The organism is Levilinea saccharolytica (assembly GCF_001306035.1).
GTDB classification, from domain to species: Bacteria; Chloroflexota; Anaerolineae; order Anaerolineales; family Anaerolineaceae; genus Levilinea; species Levilinea saccharolytica.
Genome location: NZ_LGCM01000038.1, coordinates 44,011 through 66,267 on the forward strand (window position 1 = coordinate 44,011; position 22,257 = coordinate 66,267).

A 22,257-nucleotide genomic window follows, 5' to 3' on the forward strand; every position below is an offset into this window, starting at 1 on the left:
CGGGAGGGGATTTTTTTGTTTTGCGGAGGGTATTGTGGAGGAGGAGGGGCTTTTTAGGCCAGAACGTCTTTTAAGAAGCTTTCGCCGATGAGCGGAGCTTCCAGATTAAAGATTTCGGCCAGGGTGGCGGCCACATCCCCAAACGTCTTGCGCACGCCCAAATTGACATTGGCACGCACCTGCGGCCCAAAGACCAGCAGGGGGATGAATTCGCGGGTGTGGTCGGTTCCGGGAGTGGTGGGGTCCACGCCGTGGTCGGCCACGATCATGGCAATATCTTCCGGCCGCATGCGGGCTTGCAGATCGGGCAGCTGGCGGTCGAAGGCGGCCAGGGCGTTGGCATAACCGGCGGCGTCGTTGCGGTGGCCGTAGGTCATGTCAAATTCCACCAGATTGGCAAACAGCAGCCCTTCAAACTTCTCTTCGGCGAAGGCAATGGTGGCGGCCATGGCTTTGTCGTTTTCGGCGGAGTGGGCCGAGCGGGTGATGCCCTGGTTGGCGAACAGGTCGTCAATCTTGCCGGTGGCCAAAACTGTGCGCCCGCTGGCGATGAGCTTATCCATGATGGTGGGCGAGATGGGTTTGAGGGGGTAATCGTGGCGGTTGGGGGTGCGCTTGAAATTGTCGGCGGTGGTGCCCACAAAGGGCCGGGCGATGACCCGTCCCACGGCATGGGGGCCGGTGAGCATTTCACGGGCGATGTGGCACAGCTCGTACAGGCGTTCCAGGGGGATGACGGCTTCGTTCGCGGCGATCTGGAACACGCTGTCGGCGGAGGTATAGACAATGGGTTTGCCGGTGCGCATATGTTCTTCGCCCAATTCCACGAGGATCTCGGTGCCGGAGGCGGGCTTGTTGCCCAGCACGTCTAAACCGGTGAGGCGTTTGAACTCTGCCAGCACCTCGGGCGGGAAGCCGTTGGGGTACACCGGAAAAGCCTGGTTGAGGGGCACGCCCATCAGTTCCCAATGACCGCTGATGGAGTCTTTTCCGGCGGATTTGGGCTGCATTTTCCCAAAAGCGCCCGCGGCGGGCTTTTCGGCCGAAACGCCCAAAATGGGTTGAATATGTCCCAGGCCGAGGGTTTCCATATTCGGGACGTTCAGCCCGCCCACAGCACGGGCGGTATTGGCCAGCGAATTGCTGCCGCGATCCCCATACAATTCGGCGTCGGGGGCCTCACCGGCGCCCACGCCGTCTAAGACAATCACGATGGCTCTTTGGATTGGCTGCATGTGGTTTCTCCTTGGGTGGTTTTGACTACAAATAAGCGGGAGCGGTTTGGAAAGGGCAGCGGTGCGCAAAACCGCTTGACAAACCCGCACCTACTGGCTAATATAAGATATATTGGTAGGATCAGTATACCATGTTCGCGGTATTGTCTGGACGCCTGCCCTCCCAATCCACTTCTATCCCTACTATACCACCCAAACGACGATGACGCCAAAACTTTTCTTAGCTGATGAGGTGCTGAGCCTCAATTCGCAGGGGGATATTTTTAAGCCGGGTTATGTCTTGATCGATGACGACCGGCTGGTTGAAGTGGGTCCGCAAAGCGCGCTGCAAGGCCGCCGCCTGGACGGCGCAATTCACCTGGAGCGGCGGCTGGTGATGCCGGGTTTGGTGAACGCGCACACCCACACCCCCATGTCTCTCTTTCGCGGCATGGCTGAGCCCTATTCTCTATTCACCTTTGAAGGCTGGTATGCGGGCATTCGCGGGTTAGAAGCGGTGATGGACGGCGATATGGTCCCTCAGGCGGTGGCGGTATCCTGCGCGGAGATGATCCGCACGGGCACTACCTGCTTCGCCGACCAATACTTCTACATGGAGCGCGTGCTTCCGGTGGTGGCCCAAAGCGGTCTGCGGGCAGCCCTGGCTTATGGGATTGTGGAGCTGGGGGACGAAAGTGCCCGCCGCCGCGAACTGGATTCGGCTCGCCGCTTTTTGAGCCTGATCCGCGACCACCCGCGCCTGACGGGTTGGGTGGGGCCGCACGCCTTTTTTGTGGATAACAGCCTGGAAGCCATCCAGATGGAAATCGCCCTGGCGGATGAATTTTCCACCGGGCTGCATTTTCACCTGGCCACCAGCGGCGAAGAAGAACGCTACTGCCGCGAGCACTACGGCGTTTCGGCGGTGGAGCAGATGCGGCGCCTGGGGCTGCTGGATCGGCGTCTGTTGGCGGCGCACTGTATCACCATCCCCGAAGAGGATTTTGCGGCCCTGGCTGCCCATCCTTTCACGGCGGTGATTGCCCCTTCGGCCTGCATGCGCAGCGGCGCGGCCATTGCCCCGCTGAAAGGCATGCGGCGAGCGGGGATTAACACCGCCCTGGGCACGGATAATGTGGCCAACAATAACTCCTACGATCTGTTCAAAGAAATGCAGCTGGCGGGTAAGCTGATGTCGCTGCGGGAACAGGAACCCTCCGCCATTCCCGCACGCGAGATTGTGGAAATGGCTACCCTGGGCGGGGCGCGCGCCCTGGGCCTGGAGCATGAAATTGGTTCGCTGGAGCCGGGCAAGAAGGCCGATTTGATCACCCTGGATCTGGATGAAATTGGCTGGGGCCCGCGCGGCGGGCAGGATATTTACACGGCGCTGGTGTATTCGGTGGGCGGCTACCATGTGCGCGATGTGATGGTGGACGGGCGCTGGCTGCTGCGGCATGGGCGCCTGACCACCCTGGATTATGCGTTGATGTCCGAAGGGCTAGATTTGGCCCAGGCTGAACTTCAGCGGCGGGTGCAGGCGGCGGGTTAACATGCTTTCGCCCGAAGCCTTGCTCCGCAGCGCGCGCCGCTACGCCCCCCAGGTGGAGGCTTTTTTGGGGGATTTGGTGCGCATCCCGTCGGTGAACGGCAGCCACCCCGAAAAAGCTGCGGCGGAACGGGCTTTCGCAGAGGCGCAGCGCCTGGGGCTGACGGCGGCTCTGCCCGCGCGCGACCCGCAGCGGCCCAATTTTTTGGCCGAATGGGGGCGAGGCAGGGCTGGTTTTGCGCTGATCGCCCATATGGATACGGTGGCGGCGGGTGACCCGCAGGCGTGGAGCTGCCCGCCTTTTGCGGGAGAGGTGCGCGGGGGGCGCCTTTTGGGGCGCGGTGCGGCGGATAACAAAGCCGGGCTGGCCTGCGGGCTGTACACCCTGGCTTTGCTGCGCGATGAGGGCATTTTAGACCCTGACGCGGCGCGGGTGTGGATGGCGGGGGTGGCAGACGAAGAATCCGGCGCCTGTTCGCCGCTGGGTGTGCGCTATTTGCTGGATGAGGGGCTCATTCCGGCACAGGCGGCCATTTACACCTACACCAGCGATATCATCTGCATTGGCCACCGCGGGCTGCTGCGTTTTCGCGTGTTGGCCCGCGGGCGCGCGGTGCATTCGGGCAGCCCGGCCTGGAGCCGCGGTGAAGAAGGCGTGAACGCTTCCACCGGCCTGGCCGAGGTTTTGCTGCGCCTGGAAAAGCTGCTGCCGCCCGATTCTCACCCGGCTTTTCCGGGGATGCGCACCACGCTGACCCCGGGGACGCTGCTGCACGGGGGGGAATTTGAGAGTATGGTTCCGGCGGCAGCCGAGGCGCTGGTGGATGTGCGCCTGCTGCCGGGGATGAGCGCCGAGGCGGTGTTGGCTGCGGTGGAGGGTGTCTTACGAGAGGTAGCGGCGGCGCGGCCGGGTTTGGGCCTGTCGCTGGAAGTGAAGAACCGCCTGCCCGCGGCTTTGGTGCCCGCGGATCACCGTCTGGTGCGGGCTGCGCAGGATTACACCCGCCTTCTGACGGGCCGCAGTTGGCCGGTGGAGGGGGCTGGACCAGCCAATGAGGGCTATATGCTCATCGAGCAGGGCATCCCCACCCTGTGCGGCTTTGGCCCCACAGGCGGCGGCGCGCATGCGGCGGATGAGTGGGTGGATCTGGCTAGTTTACCGGTGACAATGGCCATGTATGCTGGCATCATTCATGCGGTATTGAATTCTGACACGGAGGAAAACTGACCATGCCTGTACATTATTCGCAAGACCCCTGGACGCGCGTGCGCACCCGCCACGATATCCCCGCGGATGAGATCATCTCGGCTTTGCAAAAAGAAATTCGCCGCGGGCACACCGAGAACGCGGCCTTGATCGCCTATGAGATGATGACCACCAGCGCGGAACTGGAAGCCTATATGTGGAAGCGGCTGCTGTGCATTTCGGTGGAAGATGTGGGCTTTGGCAACCCTCAGGCCGCCAGCCAGGTGTACACCCTCTTCAAAATGCACGAAGTCTACCAGCGCGGTGAGGGCGACCGGCTGCTGTTTGGCATTCACGCCGTGCGCGTGCTGTGCCTGAGCCAGAAGGACCGCTCAACGGACGAGCTGGTCAACTGGATGCACGCGGTGGTGGAAGAGGGCGGACGCCTGCCGGAAATTCCCGATTATGCGCTGGATATGCACACCGCCCGCGGGCAGCAGATGGGGCGGGATCTGGATTATTTCCTGGCTGTCGGCTCGCAGGTGGAGCCGGAACTGGCCGACCGCGACCGCACCTACCGCCAGCGCCTGTTGGAGATTGTGGCCGAGCGCAAAAAAGCGCAGTGATGCTTGCAAGGTCGCAACTTGACATATCATCCGCTATTTTGTACAATCGAAACTGATCCTACCAGCATACCATAGGAACGGCAGGTAGATTCATGGACATTCGCTTTCAACCCATTGCTCGCAGTACGATGAGTAAAGATATCATCCGGATGATCATTGACATGATCAACACCGGCAAACTCCGGCCGGGTTCCAAACTCCCCTCTGAACGTGAATTGATGGAACAGCTCAAAGTCAGCCGCTCGCCGGTGCGCGAGGCGCTGCGCTCCTTGACTCTGGTGGGCTTGCTGGAAACCGTGCCAGGGGGCGGCACCTATGTGAGTGAAAACCTGGCCAGCGATATGATCGCCGAACAGTTGGAATGGTCGCGTCTGCTCACCGAGCCGGATATCGTCGAAATCATCGAGGTGCGCGACCCGCTGGAGATTCAGGCGGCCGGGTTGGCAGCGCTGCGCGCCACCCCCGAAGCATTGGCGCATCTGCGTGAGGTGGTCGAAGGTTACTTGACCTCAGGGGATGATATTCTCAAAGCGGTGGAGATGGATTGGGAATTCCACCGTACCATCTTAAACATGGCGCAAAACAACCTCTTGAGTCAGTTGTTGGATACCATTCACGGCATTTGGAACAACTACCGCGCCGAACAGAAGGTGCATTTTTCCAAAGCCAGCGAATTGGACCAGGATTTTGTCGAGGTCTTAGAGGCAATTGAACTGGGCGATGAGGCCCGCGCGCGTTTCGCGATGGAACGCCATCTGCTGCACAGCCGCCAAATTTCGGTGTATGACGTCCACAGTCTTAAAAGTGACTCTTAGCGGTTCTGACTCAGCGAACTTTGACAACCCTACATCCTTCAGGTTGAATCCTGGCCCCCATTGTCGCCCGAACGCCGGATGGCCAGTTTTCAAATTGTGGCTCCAGGCCTGTCTGTGAGCCGTGGGTGGGCGCGCAAATGCCGCCCGCATTCTTAGCGAGGAGGAGGAGGACCGCCTATACGTGAGATGATGTAGATATTTCGCTCCAACGAATGGGTAAACACGCGAGAAACTCTACCCAGTTTCAACCCTAACCCTGTTTTACCAAATGGAGAACGCATGATTCGCAAAACTTTAGCATCCCTGGTACTGTTGATGGTCATGATGGCCATGCTGGTGGGCTGCGCCCCGGCCGCCACGCCCGAACCTGCTGCCCCGGCGGAACCTGCCGCTCCGGCCGAACCCGCCGCTCCCGCGGAACCGGCTGCCCCCGCGGAACCGGCTGCCCCGGCTCAGCCCGAAGCCAAAACCTACAAAGTGGCGTTGATCGCTTCCCTGCTCGGCGATAAGTCCTTCATGGACTCGGCCGCGGCCGGCATTAAGCTGGTCAACGAGAATATGCCCAATGTTGAAACCAAGATCATCGAGAACGCGGATGTCGGTGAACAGCAGTTGGCCGCCCGCGCCATGGCCGAGCAGGGTTATGACCTGGTCGTCACCATTGGTTACGGCTCCGCGGACTGGACCGATGAAATTGCGGCTGCCTTCCCGGACACTAAGTTCGCCATTGTGGACGCCACCCTGGCTCAGCCCAACGGCACGGGCCTGGTCTTCCGCGAGGACGAAGGCTCCTTCACCGTGGGTATGGTGGCTGCCATGCTGACCAAGACCAAGAAGGTCGGTTACATCGGCGGTATGGATGTTCCGCTGCTGCGCCGCTTCGAACTGGGCTACATCCAGGGCGTCAAGTACGTGGATCCTTCCATCGAAGTGGTTTCCGGCTGGATCGGCGATTTCAACGATGCCAACAAGGGTAAGGAATTGGCCCTGACCCAGTATCAGGAAGGCGTGGACATCATCTTCGCGGCGGCTGGTAAGGCTGGCGAAGGCGTGCTGAACGCTTCGAAGGAACGCGGTCTGTATTCCATCGGCGTGGACTCCGACCAGGACTACCTCTATCCTGGCCATGTCATCACCTCCATGATGAAGCGTGTGGACCTCTCCATCTACGGCGCGGTTCAGGCCCTGGTGGCGGGTGAACTTTCTGGCGGCACCAAAGTCTTCGGTTTGAAAGAAGACGGCGTTGGCATGTGCTACCTGTACGACATTGATACCGAATTCCTGGATAACGGCCCTGCAGATATGGCCGCTAAGATGAAAGACGAAGTAATCCCTGCTGTTAAGACCGCTGTGGAAAAGATCAAATCGGGTGAGATGTGCGTGAAGGATTACATGGAAGTGTTCCCCTGTGAAAATCCGGCCCCCGAAGGTGGCATGGGTAAGTAAGCAGCGGATCTTGTCGTAAGAGAACGGAGGGCAGGGGCCTGCCCTTGCCCTCCCGTTTCCTTCAACCAGGAGGCAGCAAACGTGACGAACGCAGTTGAGATGATTGGGATCCGCAAGGTATACCCAGGGGTCATAGCGAACAACAATGTGAACTTTTCGGTTGCGACGGGGGAAATTCACGCCCTGGTTGGCGAAAACGGCGCTGGTAAAAGCACGTTGATGAACGTTCTCTTTGGGTTAACCCGTCCGGAAGAAGGCCAGATTTTCATTAACGGCAAGCAGGTGCATATACACAAGAATTCTGATGCGATTGCGCTGGGCATTGGCATGGTTCATCAAAGCTTCAAGCTGGTTCCTTCTTTCACCGTGACCGAAAATATCACCCTGGGCGGTGAGCCGCGCAAAGGCTTGTTGGTAGACCGCAAAGCGGCTCATGACAATATTGTGGAAATTTCGAAACGCTTTGGTCTGCAGGTGGACCCTGACGCCCGCATTCGCGATTTGCCCGTGGGCGTTCAGCAGCGCGTTGAAATTCTGAAGGCTTTGTATCATAACGCAGATATTCTTATTCTGGATGAGCCGACGGCGGTGTTGACCCCCCAGGAGACGCGCGATTTATTTGGCGTGATTCGTTCATTAGTCGCCAAGGGGAAGACCGTTATCTTCATTACGCATAAGTTCAATGAAGTGATGACGATTTCCGACCGTGTAACGGTGATGCGGGACGGCAAGGTGGTGGAAACCAAGGATACCAAAGACACCAACCCTACCGAATTGGCCCGCATGATGGTTGGCCGCGACGTGCTGCTGCGCGTGGATAAGGCCCCGGCCAACCCCAAAGATGTGGTTTTGGAAGTGCAAGACCTGGAAGTGCTCGACAACCGCAATCTGAAAGCCGTGCGCGGCTTGAGCTTGCAGGTGCGGGCGGGCGAGATCCTCGGCATTGCCGGTGTGGAAGGCAATGGGCAGCGCGAGCTGGTGGAAGCCATCGTGGGGCTGCGGCCGGTGTACAGCGGCAAGGTGGTCATGCAAGGCAAAGAGATCACCCATGCCAGTGTGCGCCAGCGCCGCGACGACGGCATTTCCTGCGTGCCCGAAGACCGCTATGTGCGCGGCGTGGCTTTGCGCGCCACCCTGGAAGACAATTTGATCGTGGAATCCTATTTTAAAGAGCCGATTGGCAGAGGGATGCTCATTGATCTGAACCAGGTGACGGAATTCTCGCAAAATTTGATCAAGAAATTTGACGTGCGCACCCCCAGTTCCAAAGTGACCGCTGGGGCGCTTTCGGGCGGCAATATGCAGAAAGTGGTGTTGGCGCGCGAGCTGAGTCTGGACCCAACCCTTTTGATTGTCGCCCAGCCCACCCGCGGTTTGGATGTGGGCAGCATCGAGTTTGTTCACCGCACCATCATCGAAGCCCGCGACCGGGGGGCAGCCGTGCTGCTGGTTTCGGCTGAATTGGAAGAAATTATGTCGCTCAGCGACCGCATTAACGTGGTGTACGAAGGGCGCATTATGGGTGAGGTGAGCGGCGCCGAGGCGGACGAAGAATCCCTGGGGCTGTGGATGGCGGGCGTTGGCGGAAATGCGGAAGCGGCTCATGAAGCCTCCAGTGAACACACCGCCGAGACGTTGAAAGGTTAAAGGAGGATTCTCGTGAGCAAATTCATGAATTCCATGCGGGGCATTCTTCAGCGCTCATTCACGTTGGGCCTCAGCATTTTGATGGCAATCCTGGTGGGTTCGATCATTATGCTGATTGATAACCATAACCCCATTGAGGTCTACCGGCTGCTGCTGGAAGGCGCGTTTGGCAGTACCCGTGGGCTGTTTATCACCATGCAGCGCGCCACGCCCCTGATCTTCACGGCCATCGCCTCTACCCTGGCGTTCCGCACGGGCGTGTTTAACGTGGGTGTGGAAGGCCAGTTCTTCATCGGCGCCATTGTGGGAACCTGGGTGGGCTATGCCTTCCAGATGCCCGCGGTGATCCACCTGCCGCTGACGCTGCTGGCGGGCTTCATCGGCGGGGCGGCCTGGGCGTATTTCCCCACTGTCATGCGCCAGAAACTGGGGGTGAACGAAATCATCACCACCATCATGACCAACTACATCGCCACCTTTTTGATCTCGTATCTGACCAACTACCCCATGCGCGCCAGCGCCACCACACCGGAGACCCCTCCTGTGCAGGTGACGGCGCGGCTGCCGCAGTTTGTGGAGATCAGCAAGGAGTTTGGCAAAGGCTCGCAGGCGCATGTGGGTATCTTCATCGCCTTAGCGGTGGTGGTGATCATGTGGTTCATCTTCCGCCGCACCAAGCTGGGCTACGAATGGCGCATGGTGGGTCTCTCGCACATGTTCTCGGAATTTGGCGGCGTCAACCTCAACCGCACCTTCATCAGCGGCATGTTGGTCAGCGGCGGCATCGCTGGCCTGGGCGGCATTGTGGAAATTTTGGGGGTGTGGCGCGAATACAAGAACCTGTTTGCGGTTGGCTTCGGTTTTCGCGGCAACCTGGCGTCTCTACTGGGCGGGCAGACGGTCATCGGTTCAACCGTGGCGGCCATCTTCTACGGCGGGATGGAATCGGGCGCGCTCAGTTTGGAATGGGGCGCAGGGGTTCCCCGCCAGTTGATTGACATCATCGTCGGTCTGGTGATCTTCTTCATGGCCGCCGAAGGCATGTGGGATTTCCTGCGGCGGCGCAAGGCGGCTGCCAAGAGCGGCGGCGACGCCCCCACCGCCGGACAGACACCGGCCAAACCCGCCGAAAAGACGGAAGCCGCCGGTCAGGCTGCTCAGGCTAAGTGAACTGGATGAACCGATAAGGAGCGGACCAAACCATGGATGGAAGTGTCTTGCTAGATATTCTTTCGCGGTACGTGTTTAACATCGCCAACATTCAAGGCATGCTGCGCCTGGCCACCCCGGTGGTTCTGGCGGGGCTGTGTGCGCTGATTACCGATCGGGCGGGCATTCTGAATATCGCTGGCGAAGGGATGATCCTGTTGGGAGCCTGGTTCGCTGTGGCGGCCAGCTATTTCTTCGGCAGCTCGATGATGGGCCTGTTGGGTGGGATTGTGGCCGGGTTGGTGGTGGGGGCGCTGTTTGCGCTCTTTTCGCTCAAATTCCGCGCCCACATCATCGTGATGGGTATTGCCATTAACATTTTTGCAGACGCCGCCACAATTTTCCTGACGCGCTCGGTGTTTGGGGTGGCGGGCGGCTTTACCGACCCCAAGATTGTGGGCTTTGGGGCCATTGAAATCCCCTTCATCAAAGATATCCCCATTTTGGGCGAGCTGCTCAGCGGTTACACCTTCATCGTCTACCTGACCTGGTTCCTGGTGGCCGCAACCGCTCTGTTCCTGTACCGCACGCCCTGGGGCTTCCATCTGCGCGCGGTGGGCGAGAACCCCGAAGCCGCCGAAACGATGGGCATCAATGTGCAGCGCATTCGTTTTTTGGCGGTGATGGCCAGCGGCGTTTTCGCCGCGCTGGCGGGGGTGTACCTTTCGCTGGGCCATCTGCAAGGTTATGTGGACAAGATGGCCGCGGGCCGCGGTTTCATCGGCATGGCGGTGAACACCTTTGGCGGGGGCGCACCGTTGGGTGTGTTCCTCTCCAGCCTGCTGTTCGGTTTTGTGGATATGCTGGGTTTCCGCTTGCAGGCTGAGCGCATCATCCCCATTTACTTTGTCAGTATGATGCCCTACATCGTCACCCTGGCCGCTTTGACCTATTTCACCATCCGGCGTGAAAACGCGCGCAAGCGGGCCGCCACCAAAAAAGCATGAGCGGTAATTAGCTTGCCAGGCGTCTCAGCGGCGCCTGGCGAGAGAAAGAAGGACGAGATGGAATTTCACATCCTCTGCAAACCTGAAGATATCGCCCCTTACGTTTTTGTGCCTGGGGATCACGACCGGGCCAAGAAAATCGCAGACCAATTCGATCAGGCTCGCTTTGTGAGCGACAGCCGCGGGTATCACATTTACACCGGCACGGTGGACGGCATTCCCATGACCGTCTGCTCGACGGGGATGGGCGGCCCGCAAGTTGCCATCGGCGTGGAGGAGCTGGCCCATTTGGGCGCGAAGGTGTTCATTCGCGTGGGGTCTTGCGGCACGGCGCAGGATAATATCACCGTGGGCGATATCATCGTCCCCACGGGGGTGTACCGCGGTGGGGCCACCGCTCACAATTACCTGCCCCCGGCGTTTCCGGCGGCGCCTGATTTTGGGGTGTTGACCGCGCTGGTGGAAGAAGCCCGCGCCACCGGCCCGGGGGCGCACGTGGGCATCGCATCTTCCAGCGACGCGTTTTATGCGGAAGGCGACCCGGCCCTGTACGCCAAGATGAAGCAGGCGGGGGTGATGGCGTTTGAGATGGAATGCGACACGCTCTTCATCATCTCAAACTTCCGCGGCTGGCGGGCCGGGGCGGTTTTGGCCTGCGACGGCACCTCCACCGAGATCAAACCCGAATGGGGCCGCCAGGCTTTCCTGGACGGTGAAAAACGCGCCATCCAGGTGGCCGTTCGCGCCATGAAGCGCATTGCCCTGGAAGATCAACAGCGGCAGGCCGCCTGAGGCAGAAAGGGAAACGTCATGGAATTCCATATTCGCTGCAACCCAGAAGAGATCTCAAGGTACGTGTTTGTGCCCGGCAGCCACGCGCGGGCCAAGATGATGGCAGAACATTTTCAGGAGTGCCGCCTGGTTTCGGACAGCCGCGGCTACCTGGTGTATTCGGGCATGGTGGACGGCATTTTTATGACCGTGTCTTCTACCGGCATGGGTGGGCCGACCACAGCCATTGCGGTGGAAGAACTGGGCCACATGGGCGCGGATACGATGATCCGCGTGGGCTCCTGCGGCACCATGCAGGATTACGTGAACGTGGGCGACGTGGTGGTGGCCACGGGCACCTTCCGCGCGGGCGGAACGGCCAACAACTACCTGCCGATTGAATTTCCAGCGGTGCCCAATTACGATGTGACCGCGGCCCTGGTTCAAGCGGCCAAACGGCTGGATTTAAAGGTACATGTGGGCCTGGGCTCGGCCGGAGACGCCTTTTATGCGCCCCGCGACCCATCCAGCCGCGACTATTTGAAGCAGTCCGGGATTATTTCGGGTGAGATGGAAAGCGACACTTTGTTCGTGATCGCCGCCTTACGCGGGTGGCGCGCCGGTGCTTTGTATGCCAATGACGGTACTTCCAAAGAAACCAAGCCTGAATGGGGAGAAGAGGCTTTCCGGCGCGGAGAAGAAAACGCCATCCGCATCGCTTTGGAAGCGATGAAAGCGATTGCACAGGCGGACGCTGCAGCCGGCGCATAAGCATTCGGTTTAGCCGGAATTGAACAGCCCTGAACCAAGGGGAAACCCCTCGTTTCCCCTCTGGTATTCTATTGTCTTGGCACAAGGAGCGCCAAAAAGATGACACCTCGAAAAGTGATCATTGACTGTGATACCGGTGTGGACGACGCCATGGCTTTGAGCCTGGCCCTGCGCTCGCCGGAATTGGAAGTGGTCGGCATCACCTGCGTGGCGGGGAATGTGGAATTGGAGCACGTCATCCGCAACACGCTGACGGTGGTGGAGCTTTCCGGCAAACGCGTGCCGGTGTACGCGGGGGCCTACCGGCCTTTGATGGGCGCCTGGGAGACGGCGGCCTCGGTGCACGGGCGCAAAGGCTTTGGCGACCTGGAATATCCGGAGCCGAAAATCCGCGTGGAAGCTGAACACGCTGTGGATTTCCTGGTGCGCGCCTTTTTGGAGAGCCAGAACGACCTGGATCTGATCACCATCGGCCCGCTGACTAACGTGGCCCTGGCGCTGGCCAAGGATGCGCGTCTGGCTTCCAAGATCCGCTCGATTACCATGATGGCGGGCGGCATCAACGCGGGCAATTCCACCCCGGCCGCGGAATTTAACATTTATGCCGACCCTGAAGCCGCCGATCTGGTCTTCCGCAGCGGCATCCCCCTGACCATGATCGCCCTCGATCCGATCATGGAATGCGGCGGCATTTACGTGGCTGATGTGGAGGATATGGAGGCGGCGGGCACGCCCTGGTGTACGCTGGTATCGCGGCTGCTGCGGCGCAATTTGGAACGCATGAAGATCATTTACAGCGACAACCTGCGGACGAACCCGCCCGACCTGCTGGCGGTGGGGGTGTACATTGACCCCAGCATCGCCGACTGCGAGATGTTCCATGTGACCGTGGAATGCCGCGGCGAGCACACCCGCGGGATGACCCTCCTCGACCGGCGCATGTGGGCGCGGGCGATGGGGCTTTCGGCTAAGCCAAATGTGAACGTGGTGAAGACGGTGGATAATCTCCGCTACCGCGCCCTGGTGGTGGATACGCTGACCGCCCACTAGTGGGCTGACATCATGGAAGGGAGTGAAAGGAGCGCATATGGACACAAAAGCGCAGTTTGGCGACACGTTCGGCCCCAGCCTGTTGTGGCGCGAACGCCGCAAAGAGGCCGCGGCGTACATCCGCACGCGAACCTCGTTCGTTCCGGAGATTGGGATCATCCTCGGTTCCGGCCTGGGGGCCATCGCCAGCGAGATTCAAAACGCGACGGTGATCCCCTACAAAGACATCCCCTATTTCCCCCAGTCCACCGTGATGGGGCATGCCAGTGAGCTGATTTTGGGTGAGCTGGAAGGCAAGAAGATTGTGGCCATGAATGGGCGCTTTCATTTTTATGAAGGCTACACCATGCAGCAGATTGCCTTCCCGGTGTGGGTGATGCGCACCCTGGGCACGCAGGTGCTGATCGCCACCAACGCGGCAGGGGGCATTAACCGCTCGTTTTCGCCCGGCGATTTGATGATCATTGTGGATCACATCAACCTGCTGTGGGATAACCCTCTGATCGGCCCCAACGATGACGAATTGGGCGTGCGTTTCCCGGCGATGGGGCTGGCTTACCCCTGGGACATGATTGAGCTGGCCCAGGCCGCGGCGGATAAGGAAAACATCCCGGTGAAGCGCGGCGTGTATGTGGCCACGCAAGGGCCGGTGTACACCACCCGCGCGGAGGGCGAGCTGTACCGGCTGATGCGCGCGGACGCGGTGGGCATGTCTACCGTGCCTGAAATCATCGCCGCCACCCATGCGGGCATGCGCACCTTGGGCATTTCCTGCATCACCGACGCCAGCAAAGACCCCAAGGCGGGTCCGGCGGGGGTGCTGACCCATGAGGAGGTGGTGGAAGTGGCCAACCGCACCAAGCCCAAGTTCATCCGCTTGATGAAGGCCATCCTGCGCGAAATTAACCTGTAGGAAAGGGACGACATGAAGATCTATTTTGCTGGCCCGCTGTTCACGCCCTATGAACGGGATTTTATTTCGAAGTCGGCTGTGACCCTGCGCGAAAACGGCATTGATCCTTTTGTGCCGCACGAAAACCCCAAGTTTGCCAACCCCGCCGACACGCGCAGCCCGGCCAAAAAATGCTTTGACGCGGATTTTGGCGGCATTGACGGCGCCAACGCCATGCTGGCCATCCTCAACGGCGCCGAGGTGGATGACGGCACGGCGTGTGAGATTGGGATTTTTTCGGAGCTGATGAAGGTGGACCCCACCAAAAAAGGCATTGTGGCCCTGCATGATGATTACCGCACGCAGGCCAAAGGGGAAGGCAAGGGGATTAACGGTTTTGTCCTCGGCTGCATTCTGAAATCGGGGGTGGTGTGCAAGACCCTGGAAGAGGCCATCGCCCAGCTAAAGATCTGGCAGGCTGAGCTGGAAGCCGAAGGGCATTTGGGAAACACCGGGAGGGCATCATGAAAATCTACTTCGCCGGGCCGCTGTTTACGCCGTACGTGCGCAAGTTCATCGCCGAGCACGCCCAGATTCTGCGCGAGAACGGGATTGACCCGTTTGTGCCGCACGAGAAATTCAACAACATGATCTCCCGCGAGCAGGTGGACGCGGTCATCGCTGCGGGCAAGATCCGCGCGGAAGATTTGGGCACGGGCGATTTCCGCGAGGCGGTCATGGATTTGATCCGCCGCGGCAAGCTCAGCCGTGAGGATTTTAACCTGCCGAAGATGACCCCTGAGGTGATTTTTGAGGTGGATTACGAAGGCCTGTCCACGGCAGACGCGGTGGTGGCTGTATTGGACGGCACGCAGGTGGACGACGGCACGGCCTGTGAGATCGGCATTTTTTCGGCGTTGTGCCGCCGCGACCCCAGCAAGAAGGGCATCATCGGTTTCATGACCGACAGCCGCGGAGTCACCCGGGCCGCCACCGGCTACGGGGTCAATTTGTTCGTTCTGGGCACCGTGCTGGAACACGGGCCGATTGTGGACGATTTTAATGAGGTCATTCGCCAATTAAAGGTATGGGACGCCCAGCCGGTATGACGTTCCACCCGCTGCCTGCCGCGAACTTCATCACACGAGGCGGGCGCTGAACGCAGCCGCTGGACCCGGCCGGGGGGCTCAAGCTCCCTGGCCGGTGCGGCGTGCAATTTTACTCATTGAATGGAATGGAAGACGGCTGAATGAATCGTTTGTCTCGCTGGTTTCAAGGCTTACGCAATTACATCGGTTATTTCAACCGATTTAATAAAAATGTGCGCCTATTGATGCTGACTTCTTGCTTAAGCGGTATCGGGTACGGCATTTTCTCGGTGGATTTTAATCTGTATATTTTGTCTTTGGGGTTTAACCCTGCCGATTTGGGACGCGTGCTGAGCATGGGGCCGTTTGCGCAGATCCTTTCGGCCATTCCCATCGGTTTTGTGGCCGAAAAGATGGGCTACCGCCGCATCTACGTGGCGATTTTTGCCATGATCGGCCTGATGCAGTTCACTCAGGCCGCGGCAGTGCAGCTGCCGTGGATCGCCGGGGCTGCCTTCATCAGCGGATTGGCGGCTTCGGGCGGTTTTGTGGTGAAGCTCCCGTTCTTGAACGCCAACACCAGCGACGCAGAGCGCACCCACGCCTTTTCGATGGACAGCCTGCTGCAAGGGGTCTTCACGGCTTTGGGCGCGCTGATCGCGGGCTATCTGCCCAACCTGCTCACCTTCCTCAGCGCAGATCCCTCGGCGCGCTACCGCTACACCCTGTTTTTTGCCGCTGCGCTGACCTTTTTGGGGCTGGTGCCGGCCTTGCTGATGCGCGATACGCAGCGCTCCACCACTGTCAAGATCAGCCTCAAGCCGTATTTGTGGGGCATGGATCTTTTTACGGTCAAAGGCGCGGCGATTGAATTCTTTATCGGTTTGACCATGGGCCTGATTGTGCCCTTCATGAACCTGTACTTTATTTACCATTTGGGCACCACTCGCGAGTTCTTCAGCATGGTGGAGGCCCTGGTGTGGATCCCCACCAGTATCGCCCTGGCGCTGCTGCCCATTGTGGCTTTGCGGCGGGGTGTGGCCGAATCGATCACGATGGGGCGCTTCTTGATCCCGTTGTTCCCGCTGGTGCTGGCTTTCACCGGCCTGCCCACCCTGGGCGCGCTGGCCTATTGGGCGTACCGCGGCCTGTTTTCTGCGACCCAATCCATCTGGTTTTCGCTGGCCATGGCCACCTCGCAGCCGAAGTCGCGCACGGCCCTTTCCGCCTGGCTGGAGATCACCTTTCAGGTGGGGATGGCGATTGCGGCCTTGCTGACCGGCAGTTACCTGGCGCGCGGCAATTACACCATGCCGTTTGTTCTCTCTGCTGGTGCGGCCCTGGTGACGGCTTCGCTGACCCATTGGTTCATCTCGGTGCCGCTTCGGCGCGCCCGGGACTCGCAGAAACAAATTCATCCGGCGGAGTGAGAGATGATGAGCGGCATCACCACCTATTTTGGCAGCTTCTTCCGCTTCAACCGCAACGTTAGGCTGAGCTTTACCGCTAACTTGCTCAACGGGTTATCTCAGGGCATCTTCCTGGTGGTGTTTAATTTGTATATCCTGGAAATGGGCATCTCCGCGGACGTGTTGGGCGGCATCCTCAGCGCCAGCCCGTTGGCGCAGGCGCTGGGCTCCATCCCCGTCGGTTTTTTGGCGGAGGTGATTGGCTTTCGCAAGGTTTTTGTGCTGATTTACGGCATCTCCGGCCTGGCGCGGCTGGCGCAGGTTTCCACCGGCAGCGTGGGGCTGATCTCGGCCGCTGCCTTTTTGGGCGGGCTGGCTTTGGCTGGCGATTTTGTGGTGCGGCTGTCCTTTTTGGCGGCCAACACCACCACCGAAGAACGCACCCAGGTGTACAGCCTGAACAGCCTGATTTTCAGCCTGTCCATGTCGGTGGGCGCGTTGGCGGCGGGCTTTATGCCCAATTTTTTCTCAGCCCTAAACCTGGACCTGCTGACGGCTTACCGCCTGACCCTGTATGTGTCGGGGGCGTTGGCGGTGCTGGCGGTGCTGCCGTGCCTGCGCATGCAGGATTTGCCCTCCGCCCACGACCGCAAAATCAGCCTGAAGCCTTATTTATGGGGTATGGACGCCTTCACGGTTAAGCAGGCGCTGGTTTCCCTGTTTGTGGGGCTGTCTTTGGGGATGCTCACCCCGTTCATGAACCTGTACTTCATTTATCATCTGGGCGGAACGCGCGAGTTCTTCGGCTCGGTCTCGGCGGTGACGGTGCTGTTCACCATGACGGCGGTCAGCCTGGCCCCGCTGTTGGCGCGCCGCTGGGGGTCGGTGCCGGTGGTGACGGCCATCCGCATGGGCATCAGCCTGTTCCTGGTGTTGTTTGCCTTCACCGCCAACCCTTTGCTGGGCGCGGCAGCCTACTGGATGATGATGTCCATGTTCCAGATGTCGCAGCCGCTGTCTTTTGCCTTTGCCATGCGGGCCGCCACCGAGAAGGCCAAAACGGCGGCCTCGGCCTGGCTGAACGTGACCTACTGGCTGGGCAACGCCGTGGCGGCGCCCCTGGTGGGTTGGTCTATGGCCCGTTCGGATTACACCAGCCCGCTGTTTTGGGCGGCGGGTGCGGTTATTATGGCCGGGCTGGTCAACCAGCTTTTCTTCCAGCGTATGGAAACCCGGCTGAACCAACAGGAGGCGGCGTATGCAGTCAGCCAGACAAAGGCAGGTTGAGGCCGCGCGCGGTCTGCGGCCGTTGGATTGGGTGCTGGAAAACATTCAGCTGGTCAATGTTTACACCCAGGAGGTGTACCCGGCAGAGATCGGCATCTTTGAAGGCATGATTGCGCATGTGGGGCCGCCGGGCTGCTTTGCGGGGTCGGCGGCGCGGCGCTACGATGGGCGCGGTCAGTATGCCCTGCCGGGGCTGGTGGATTCGCATGTGCATATTGAAAGCAGCATGATGTCTCCGGCGGCCTTTGCCGAGGCGGTGATCCCGCGGGGGACGACCACCGTGGTGGTGGATCCGCACGAGATCGCCAATGTGGTTGGGCTGCGCGGGGTGCGCTACATGCTGGAGGCCACCGCCGATTTGCCGCTGCGGGTGTATGCACAGGCGCCCTCCTGCGTTCCGGCGGTTCCCGGCCTGGAGACGGCAGGGGCGGCCTTTGGCCCGGCGGAAATCCGCGAGATGCTCACCTGGGAGCGGGTGATCGGCCTGGCCGAGGTGATGAATTATGTGGGCGTGATCCAACAGGACGCGCTGATGAGCGGGGTGGTGGGGGCGGCGCTGGAAAAGGGCGTGCCCATCAGCGGCCACGCTCCAGGGATGCTGAATGAGGCCCTTTCGGCCTATCTGATCGCGGGCATAAGCTCGGATCATGAATCCTATACGGCGGAAGAATTGTGGCAGAAGCTGCGCGCGGGCATGACCGTGGAGGGGCGCGTTTCCAGTTTTTTGGAGAGCATGACGGCGGTGGGCGGCATTGTGCGGCAATTGGGGGCGCTTCCGTCCAACCTGGTGCTGTGCACGGATGACATTTTCCCCGAAGACCTGGCGCGGCACGGCCATGTGGACCGCGTGGTGCGTTTGGGGATTGCGGGCGGGATGACGCCGGTTCAGGCCGTTTGCGCCGGGTCTTTGCAGGGCGCGCTGCGCCACCGCCTGCATCATTTGGGCGCGCTGGCCCCCGGCAAGGCGGCGGATATCGTCCTCGTGCCGGATTTGACGGCCTTTGTGCCGGACGAGGTGTTCTGCGGCGGCCAGTTGACGGCCCGTCAGGGCAAGATGTTGATGGATCTGCGCCCGGCCCAGCCGCACCCTTTGGAGAGCGAGAATACCGTGCATCTGCCGCACCCTCCCTGCCGCGAGGATTTCCTGCTGGCGGCCCGCCCCGGGCGGACGGAGGAGCAGGTGCATGTGCTGGTGGTGTCGCCCAGTTTGCAGCGCAGCCTGGAAACGCGCGCGGCCTGGTGCTGCGGGCGGGGGCGGTGGCCAGCACGGTGGCCCACGACTGTCACAATCTGGTGGTGATGGGCCGCAGCGCGGAGGATATGGCTGCGGCGGCGGGGGCTGTGGCGGCGGCGGGCGGGGGCATTGCCTATGCCCGCGATGGGCGCGTGACGGCCGAGCTGCCCTTGCCGATTGGCGGCCTGATGAGCCCCTGGGGGCTGGAGGAGATGGTGGCGCGCATGGGGCTGCTGAACGACGCCATGCGGGCAGGGGGCATGGAATACCCGCAGCCTCTGGGTCCGATTTTTGCGATGGCGCTGCCGGTGATCCCGGATTACGGCTTCACCGATTTGGGCCTGGTGGACGTGACGCGCCAGGAGCGGGTGCCTTTGTGGGCATAAGCCGAGGAGGCGGGCATGGCCAACTATGAACGGCTGCTTCAGGCGGCTTTGGGAGAAGCCCCGGCGGATGTGGTCATCACCGGCGGGCTGCTGGTGAATGTGCTCACCCGCGAGATTTACCCTGCCACGGTGGGCATTTGCGAGGATACCATTGCGTACGTCACCGGCGCAGAGGATGCGGCCGTGCAGGGCGCACAGGTGGTGGATGCCCGCGGCTGCTGGCTGACCCCAGGGCTGATTGACGCCCACATGCACATTGAAAGCACCCACGCCACCCCCCGGCATTTCGCCGATGCGGTGCTGCCGCGCGGCGTCACCTGTGTGGCTCAGGACCCGCATGAGATGGCCAATGTGCTGGGCCTGGAGGGGGTTCACGCCATGCGCCGGGCGGCGGTGGGGCTGCCGCTGCGCGTTCTCACCCTGGCTTCCACCTGCGTGCCCTCGGTGCCGGGGATGGAGACTTCGGGGGCCGAGTTCGGCGCGGCCGAGATTGACGCGCTGCTGGACGAGCCGGATGTGATTGGCTTGGCGGAGGTGATGGACTTTTGGGGGGTGATCCGCCAGAAGCCGCGCGTGACCGAGATTGTGAAGGTGGGACGGGCGCGCGGCGCGCTGATGACCGGCCACATCCGCCAACTGGGCGGGCGCGAGCTGAACACCTATCTGGCGGCGGGGATCGATTCGGACCACGAACAGCTGGACGCCGCCGGAATTTTGGCCCGCAGCCGCCTGGGCATGACGGTGGAGATCTGCTGCTGCCAGGCGCGCGATACCATCCCCGCCGCGGTGGAGGCCTGGCGCATGGGCGGGCCGTTGGACGCGGTGGTGTTTGTGACGGATGACATTCCGCCGCAGGAATTGATCAGCGCCGGGCATCTGGATCAGGGCGTGCGGCGTGCGATCCAACTGGGCATGCCCGCGGCTGAGGCGGTGCGCGCAGCCACGCTGCTGCCGGCCCGCCGTCTGCGTCAATACGATCTGGGGCTGATCGCCCCCGGCCGCAAGGCGGACATCCTCCTGATTGACGATTTGAACGCTTTTCACGTGGCGGCCACGATGGTGGACGGCCGCTGGGCGGCGCGCGGCGGGCAGATGCTGGTACCCAGCGTCAGCGCGTATGACATGCCGGAGTTGGCGCTGCACTCGGTGCATGTGCCGCCGCTTTCGGCGGAGGATTTTGCGGTAGTCGGGCGCGGCAGCCGGGCGCGGGCGCGCGTGTTGGCGCAGCGCGGGCGGGAACTGAATGAACGCCTGCTGCCGGTGCAGGCTGGGCAGGTGGGGTGGCAGGACCAGGCCGATCTGGCTCTGGTCTCCGTGTGGCACCGCCACGGGCGCACCCAGGATCACGCCAGCGTGCTGCTGGAGGGCTGCGGCTTGCAGCGAGGGGCTTTGGCCACCACCTACGCCCATGATGCGCATAATCTGGTGGTGGTGGGCCGCGACCCAGCCGACATGGCCGCGGCGGCCAACGCCCTGCGCGAGGCGGGCGGGGGCTACGCGGCGGTGTGCGGCGGGCAGGTGCTGGCTTTGGCGGCTTTGCCCGTGGCCGGCATTCTGGCCGACCGGCCGGTGGCCGAAATCGCGGTAGAATTTGCTCAGTTCTGCGCCGCGGCGGGCGATTTGGGGGTGAGCGATCAGCCCATAAAGCTGCTGACCTCGCTGCCTTTGCCGGTGGTGCCGGCTTTTCGACCCACCGACCGCGGACTTGTGGATGTGCAGCGGCAGACCTTCATCCCGGCGTTTGAGTTCTTGGATGAAGAAACGACAAACCAGGAGGCAAGATGAAACCGAAAATTGCAGTGGTAGGCAGCTTCAATACCGATTTGACCGTCTTCACCCCGCGCATGCCGGCCCCCGGCGAGACCATTCTGGGCGGGCCGTATTACACCGGGCCGGGCGGGAAGGGCGCCAACCAGGCGGTGGCGGCGGCGCGCCTGGGCGCGCAGGTCAGCATGGTGGTCAAGCTGGGACAGGATTACTACGGCGATCAGGCCCTGGAGAACTTGGTCCAGGAGGGCATTGACACCCGCGGGGTGATCCGCACCGCGGACACTCACACCGGCGTGGCCTTCATTGTGGTGGATCAGCAGGGCGAGAACATGATCGTAGTGGCCAGCGGGGCCAACGCCCAACTGACCCCGGCAGATATTGACGGCGTGCGGGATGTGATCACCGGCGCGGATATCGTCCTGCTGCAATTGGAAATTCCCATGGAAACCGTGGCCTACACCGCCGCGCTGGCGCATGCGGCCGGGGTGACGGTGCTGCTGAACCCGGCGCCTGCCCAGCCGCTTTCGGCAGACCTTCTGGCGCATGTGGATTATTTGACCCCCAATGAGAGCGAGGCACAGCTAATTTCGGGGCTGCCGGTGGCGGACGTGGTTGGGGCTGAGGCGGCTGCGCGCTGGCTGACGGCCCAGGGTGTGCGCACCCCGGTGATCACCCTGGGGGCGAAGGGCGCACTGGCGAGCGGGGCCGGGGGCTTCATGCACGTGCCCGGACGCAAGGTAGAGGTGGTGGATACCACCGGCGCAGGAGACGCCTTTAACGGCGCGCTGGCGGTGGCTTTGGGTGAGGGCAAAGATCTGGCGGCGGCGGTGGCCTTTGCCAATACGGCGGCGGCGCTGCAAGTGACCCAGCGCGGCACAGCCCCGGCCATGCCGCGGCGCGAGGCAGTGGAAAGCTTTTTGACGCAAAAAGACGGCTAAGACCCGGGACGCGGATAGGGCG

At 61.3% G+C, this 22,257-nt stretch carries 21 protein-coding genes; 20 read left to right on the plus strand and 1 reads right to left on the minus strand.

What is annotated here, in order from left to right; all coding sequences use genetic code 11:
* Nucleotides 1-53 precede the first annotated feature (53 nt).
* Nucleotides 54-1,235, minus strand: a complete 1,182-nt coding sequence (locus ADN01_RS10570; RefSeq protein ID WP_062419611.1) for a phosphopentomutase — start codon at nt 1,233-1,235, stop codon at nt 54-56.
* Nucleotides 1,236-1,437: 202 nt separating this feature from the next.
* Here ADN01_RS10570 and ADN01_RS10575 point away from each other — a divergent pair, with 202 nt between their 5' ends.
* The 20 genes from ADN01_RS10575 to rbsK all read left to right on the plus strand — a co-directional run bounded on the left by ADN01_RS10575 (nt 1,438) and on the right by rbsK (nt 22,235).
* On the plus strand, nt 1,438-2,766 hold the full coding sequence (locus tag ADN01_RS10575; RefSeq protein WP_062419610.1) for an amidohydrolase family protein: 1,329 nt from the start codon (nt 1,438-1,440) through the stop codon (nt 2,764-2,766).
* A 1-nt stretch (nt 2,767) separates the two neighbouring features.
* Entirely contained in the window at nt 2,768-3,991 is a 1,224-nt protein-coding gene (locus ADN01_RS10580) for a M20 family metallopeptidase (protein WP_062419609.1), read from the plus strand.
* A 2-nt stretch (nt 3,992-3,993) separates the two neighbouring features.
* Nucleotides 3,994-4,575: an AAA family ATPase gene (locus ADN01_RS10585; protein ID WP_062419608.1), complete on the plus strand. Its 582-nt coding sequence runs from the start codon at nt 3,994-3,996 to the stop codon at nt 4,573-4,575.
* A 92-nt stretch (nt 4,576-4,667) separates the two neighbouring features.
* Complete coding sequence (locus ADN01_RS10590) at nt 4,668-5,390, plus strand: FadR/GntR family transcriptional regulator (RefSeq protein WP_062419607.1); 723 nt, start codon at nt 4,668-4,670, stop codon at nt 5,388-5,390.
* A gap of 279 nt (nt 5,391-5,669) precedes the next feature.
* Complete coding sequence (locus ADN01_RS10595; RefSeq protein WP_062419606.1) at nt 5,670-6,836, plus strand: BMP family lipoprotein; 1,167 nt, start codon at nt 5,670-5,672, stop codon at nt 6,834-6,836.
* 81 nt (nt 6,837-6,917) lie between these two features.
* The gene (locus ADN01_RS10600; RefSeq protein WP_169788115.1) at nt 6,918-8,483 is read left to right on the plus strand and encodes an ABC transporter ATP-binding protein; all 1,566 of its coding nucleotides are present in this window, start codon (nt 6,918-6,920) and stop codon (nt 8,481-8,483) included.
* Nucleotides 8,484-8,495: 12 nt separating this feature from the next.
* The gene (locus tag ADN01_RS10605; protein ID WP_062419604.1) at nt 8,496-9,653 is read left to right on the plus strand and encodes an ABC transporter permease; all 1,158 of its coding nucleotides are present in this window, start codon (nt 8,496-8,498) and stop codon (nt 9,651-9,653) included.
* A gap of 32 nt (nt 9,654-9,685) precedes the next feature.
* On the plus strand, nt 9,686-10,639 hold the full coding sequence (locus ADN01_RS10610; protein WP_062419603.1) for an ABC transporter permease: 954 nt from the start codon (nt 9,686-9,688) through the stop codon (nt 10,637-10,639).
* Between the two features lie 57 nt (nt 10,640-10,696).
* Nucleotides 10,697-11,431 carry a nucleoside phosphorylase gene (locus ADN01_RS10615; RefSeq protein WP_062419602.1) on the plus strand — a complete coding sequence of 245 codons (735 nt, stop codon included), beginning with the start codon at nt 10,697-10,699 and terminating at the stop codon, nt 11,429-11,431.
* Between the two features lie 18 nt (nt 11,432-11,449).
* Nucleotides 11,450-12,181 carry a nucleoside phosphorylase gene (locus tag ADN01_RS10620; RefSeq protein ID WP_062419601.1) on the plus strand — a complete coding sequence of 244 codons (732 nt, stop codon included), beginning with the start codon at nt 11,450-11,452 and terminating at the stop codon, nt 12,179-12,181.
* 99 nt (nt 12,182-12,280) lie between these two features.
* A complete protein-coding gene (locus tag ADN01_RS10625) occupies nt 12,281-13,231 on the plus strand; it encodes a nucleoside hydrolase (RefSeq protein ID WP_075071123.1) in 951 nt (316 codons plus the stop codon).
* A gap of 37 nt (nt 13,232-13,268) precedes the next feature.
* Entirely contained in the window at nt 13,269-14,144 is an 876-nt protein-coding gene (locus ADN01_RS10630) for a purine-nucleoside phosphorylase (protein ID WP_062419599.1), read from the plus strand.
* Nucleotides 14,145-14,156: 12 nt separating this feature from the next.
* A complete protein-coding gene (locus tag ADN01_RS10635) occupies nt 14,157-14,651 on the plus strand; it encodes a nucleoside 2-deoxyribosyltransferase (protein WP_062419598.1) in 495 nt (164 codons plus the stop codon).
* On the plus strand, nt 14,648-15,232 hold the full coding sequence (locus tag ADN01_RS10640) for a nucleoside 2-deoxyribosyltransferase (protein ID WP_062419597.1): 585 nt from the start codon (nt 14,648-14,650) through the stop codon (nt 15,230-15,232). Before ADN01_RS10635 ends, ADN01_RS10640 begins: the two co-directional genes overlap by 4 nt.
* 140 nt (nt 15,233-15,372) lie before the next feature.
* Entirely contained in the window at nt 15,373-16,641 is a 1,269-nt protein-coding gene (locus ADN01_RS10645) for an MFS transporter (protein ID WP_062419596.1), read from the plus strand.
* A 3-nt stretch (nt 16,642-16,644) separates the two neighbouring features.
* Nucleotides 16,645-17,907, plus strand: a complete 1,263-nt coding sequence (locus ADN01_RS10650) for an MFS transporter (RefSeq protein WP_062419595.1) — start codon at nt 16,645-16,647, stop codon at nt 17,905-17,907.
* On the plus strand, nt 17,879-19,207 hold the full coding sequence (locus tag ADN01_RS10655; protein ID WP_062419594.1) for an amidohydrolase family protein: 1,329 nt from the start codon (nt 17,879-17,881) through the stop codon (nt 19,205-19,207). The genes ADN01_RS10650 and ADN01_RS10655 overlap by 29 nt, the downstream gene beginning before the upstream one ends.
* Nucleotides 19,165-19,527, plus strand: coding sequence for an adenine deaminase C-terminal domain-containing protein (locus ADN01_RS19640; protein ID WP_160318412.1), 363 nt, complete (start codon nt 19,165-19,167; stop codon nt 19,525-19,527). The genes ADN01_RS10655 and ADN01_RS19640 overlap by 43 nt, the downstream gene beginning before the upstream one ends.
* A 15-nt stretch (nt 19,528-19,542) precedes the next feature.
* On the plus strand, nt 19,543-21,312 hold the full coding sequence (locus tag ADN01_RS10660) for an adenine deaminase (protein WP_062419592.1): 1,770 nt from the start codon (nt 19,543-19,545) through the stop codon (nt 21,310-21,312).
* Nucleotides 21,309-22,235, plus strand: a complete 927-nt coding sequence (gene rbsK, locus ADN01_RS10665; RefSeq protein WP_062419591.1) for a ribokinase — start codon at nt 21,309-21,311, stop codon at nt 22,233-22,235. Before ADN01_RS10660 ends, rbsK begins: the two co-directional genes overlap by 4 nt.
* Nucleotides 22,236-22,257 lie beyond the last annotated feature (22 nt).

Excerpts from the sequence above, each read along its gene's own strand:
- ADN01_RS10570 (WP_062419611.1), bottom strand. The coding sequence starts at position 1,235 with ATGCAGCCAATCCAAAGAGCCATCGTGATTGTCTTAGACGGCGTGGGC.
- ADN01_RS10575 (WP_062419610.1), top strand. The coding sequence starts at position 1,438 with ATGACGCCAAAACTTTTCTTAGCTGATGAGGTGCTGAGCCTCAATTCG.
- ADN01_RS10580 (WP_062419609.1), top strand. The coding sequence starts at position 2,768 with ATGCTTTCGCCCGAAGCCTTGCTCCGCAGCGCGCGCCGCTACGCCCCC.
- ADN01_RS10585 (WP_062419608.1), top strand. The coding sequence starts at position 3,994 with ATGCCTGTACATTATTCGCAAGACCCCTGGACGCGCGTGCGCACCCGC.
- ADN01_RS10590 (WP_062419607.1), top strand. The coding sequence starts at position 4,668 with ATGGACATTCGCTTTCAACCCATTGCTCGCAGTACGATGAGTAAAGAT.
- ADN01_RS10595 (WP_062419606.1), top strand. The coding sequence starts at position 5,670 with ATGATTCGCAAAACTTTAGCATCCCTGGTACTGTTGATGGTCATGATG.
- ADN01_RS10610 (WP_062419603.1), top strand. The coding sequence starts at position 9,686 with ATGGATGGAAGTGTCTTGCTAGATATTCTTTCGCGGTACGTGTTTAAC.
- ADN01_RS10615 (WP_062419602.1), top strand. The coding sequence starts at position 10,697 with ATGGAATTTCACATCCTCTGCAAACCTGAAGATATCGCCCCTTACGTT.
- ADN01_RS10620 (WP_062419601.1), top strand. The coding sequence starts at position 11,450 with ATGGAATTCCATATTCGCTGCAACCCAGAAGAGATCTCAAGGTACGTG.
- ADN01_RS10625 (WP_075071123.1), top strand. The coding sequence starts at position 12,281 with ATGACACCTCGAAAAGTGATCATTGACTGTGATACCGGTGTGGACGAC.
- ADN01_RS10630 (WP_062419599.1), top strand. The coding sequence starts at position 13,269 with ATGGACACAAAAGCGCAGTTTGGCGACACGTTCGGCCCCAGCCTGTTG.
- ADN01_RS10635 (WP_062419598.1), top strand. The coding sequence starts at position 14,157 with ATGAAGATCTATTTTGCTGGCCCGCTGTTCACGCCCTATGAACGGGAT.
- ADN01_RS10640 (WP_062419597.1), top strand. The coding sequence starts at position 14,648 with ATGAAAATCTACTTCGCCGGGCCGCTGTTTACGCCGTACGTGCGCAAG.
- ADN01_RS10645 (WP_062419596.1), top strand. The coding sequence starts at position 15,373 with ATGAATCGTTTGTCTCGCTGGTTTCAAGGCTTACGCAATTACATCGGT.
- ADN01_RS10650 (WP_062419595.1), top strand. The coding sequence starts at position 16,645 with ATGATGAGCGGCATCACCACCTATTTTGGCAGCTTCTTCCGCTTCAAC.
- ADN01_RS10655 (WP_062419594.1), top strand. The coding sequence starts at position 17,879 with ATGCAGTCAGCCAGACAAAGGCAGGTTGAGGCCGCGCGCGGTCTGCGG.
- ADN01_RS10660 (WP_062419592.1), top strand. The coding sequence starts at position 19,543 with ATGGCCAACTATGAACGGCTGCTTCAGGCGGCTTTGGGAGAAGCCCCG.
- rbsK (WP_062419591.1), top strand. The coding sequence starts at position 21,309 with ATGAAACCGAAAATTGCAGTGGTAGGCAGCTTCAATACCGATTTGACC.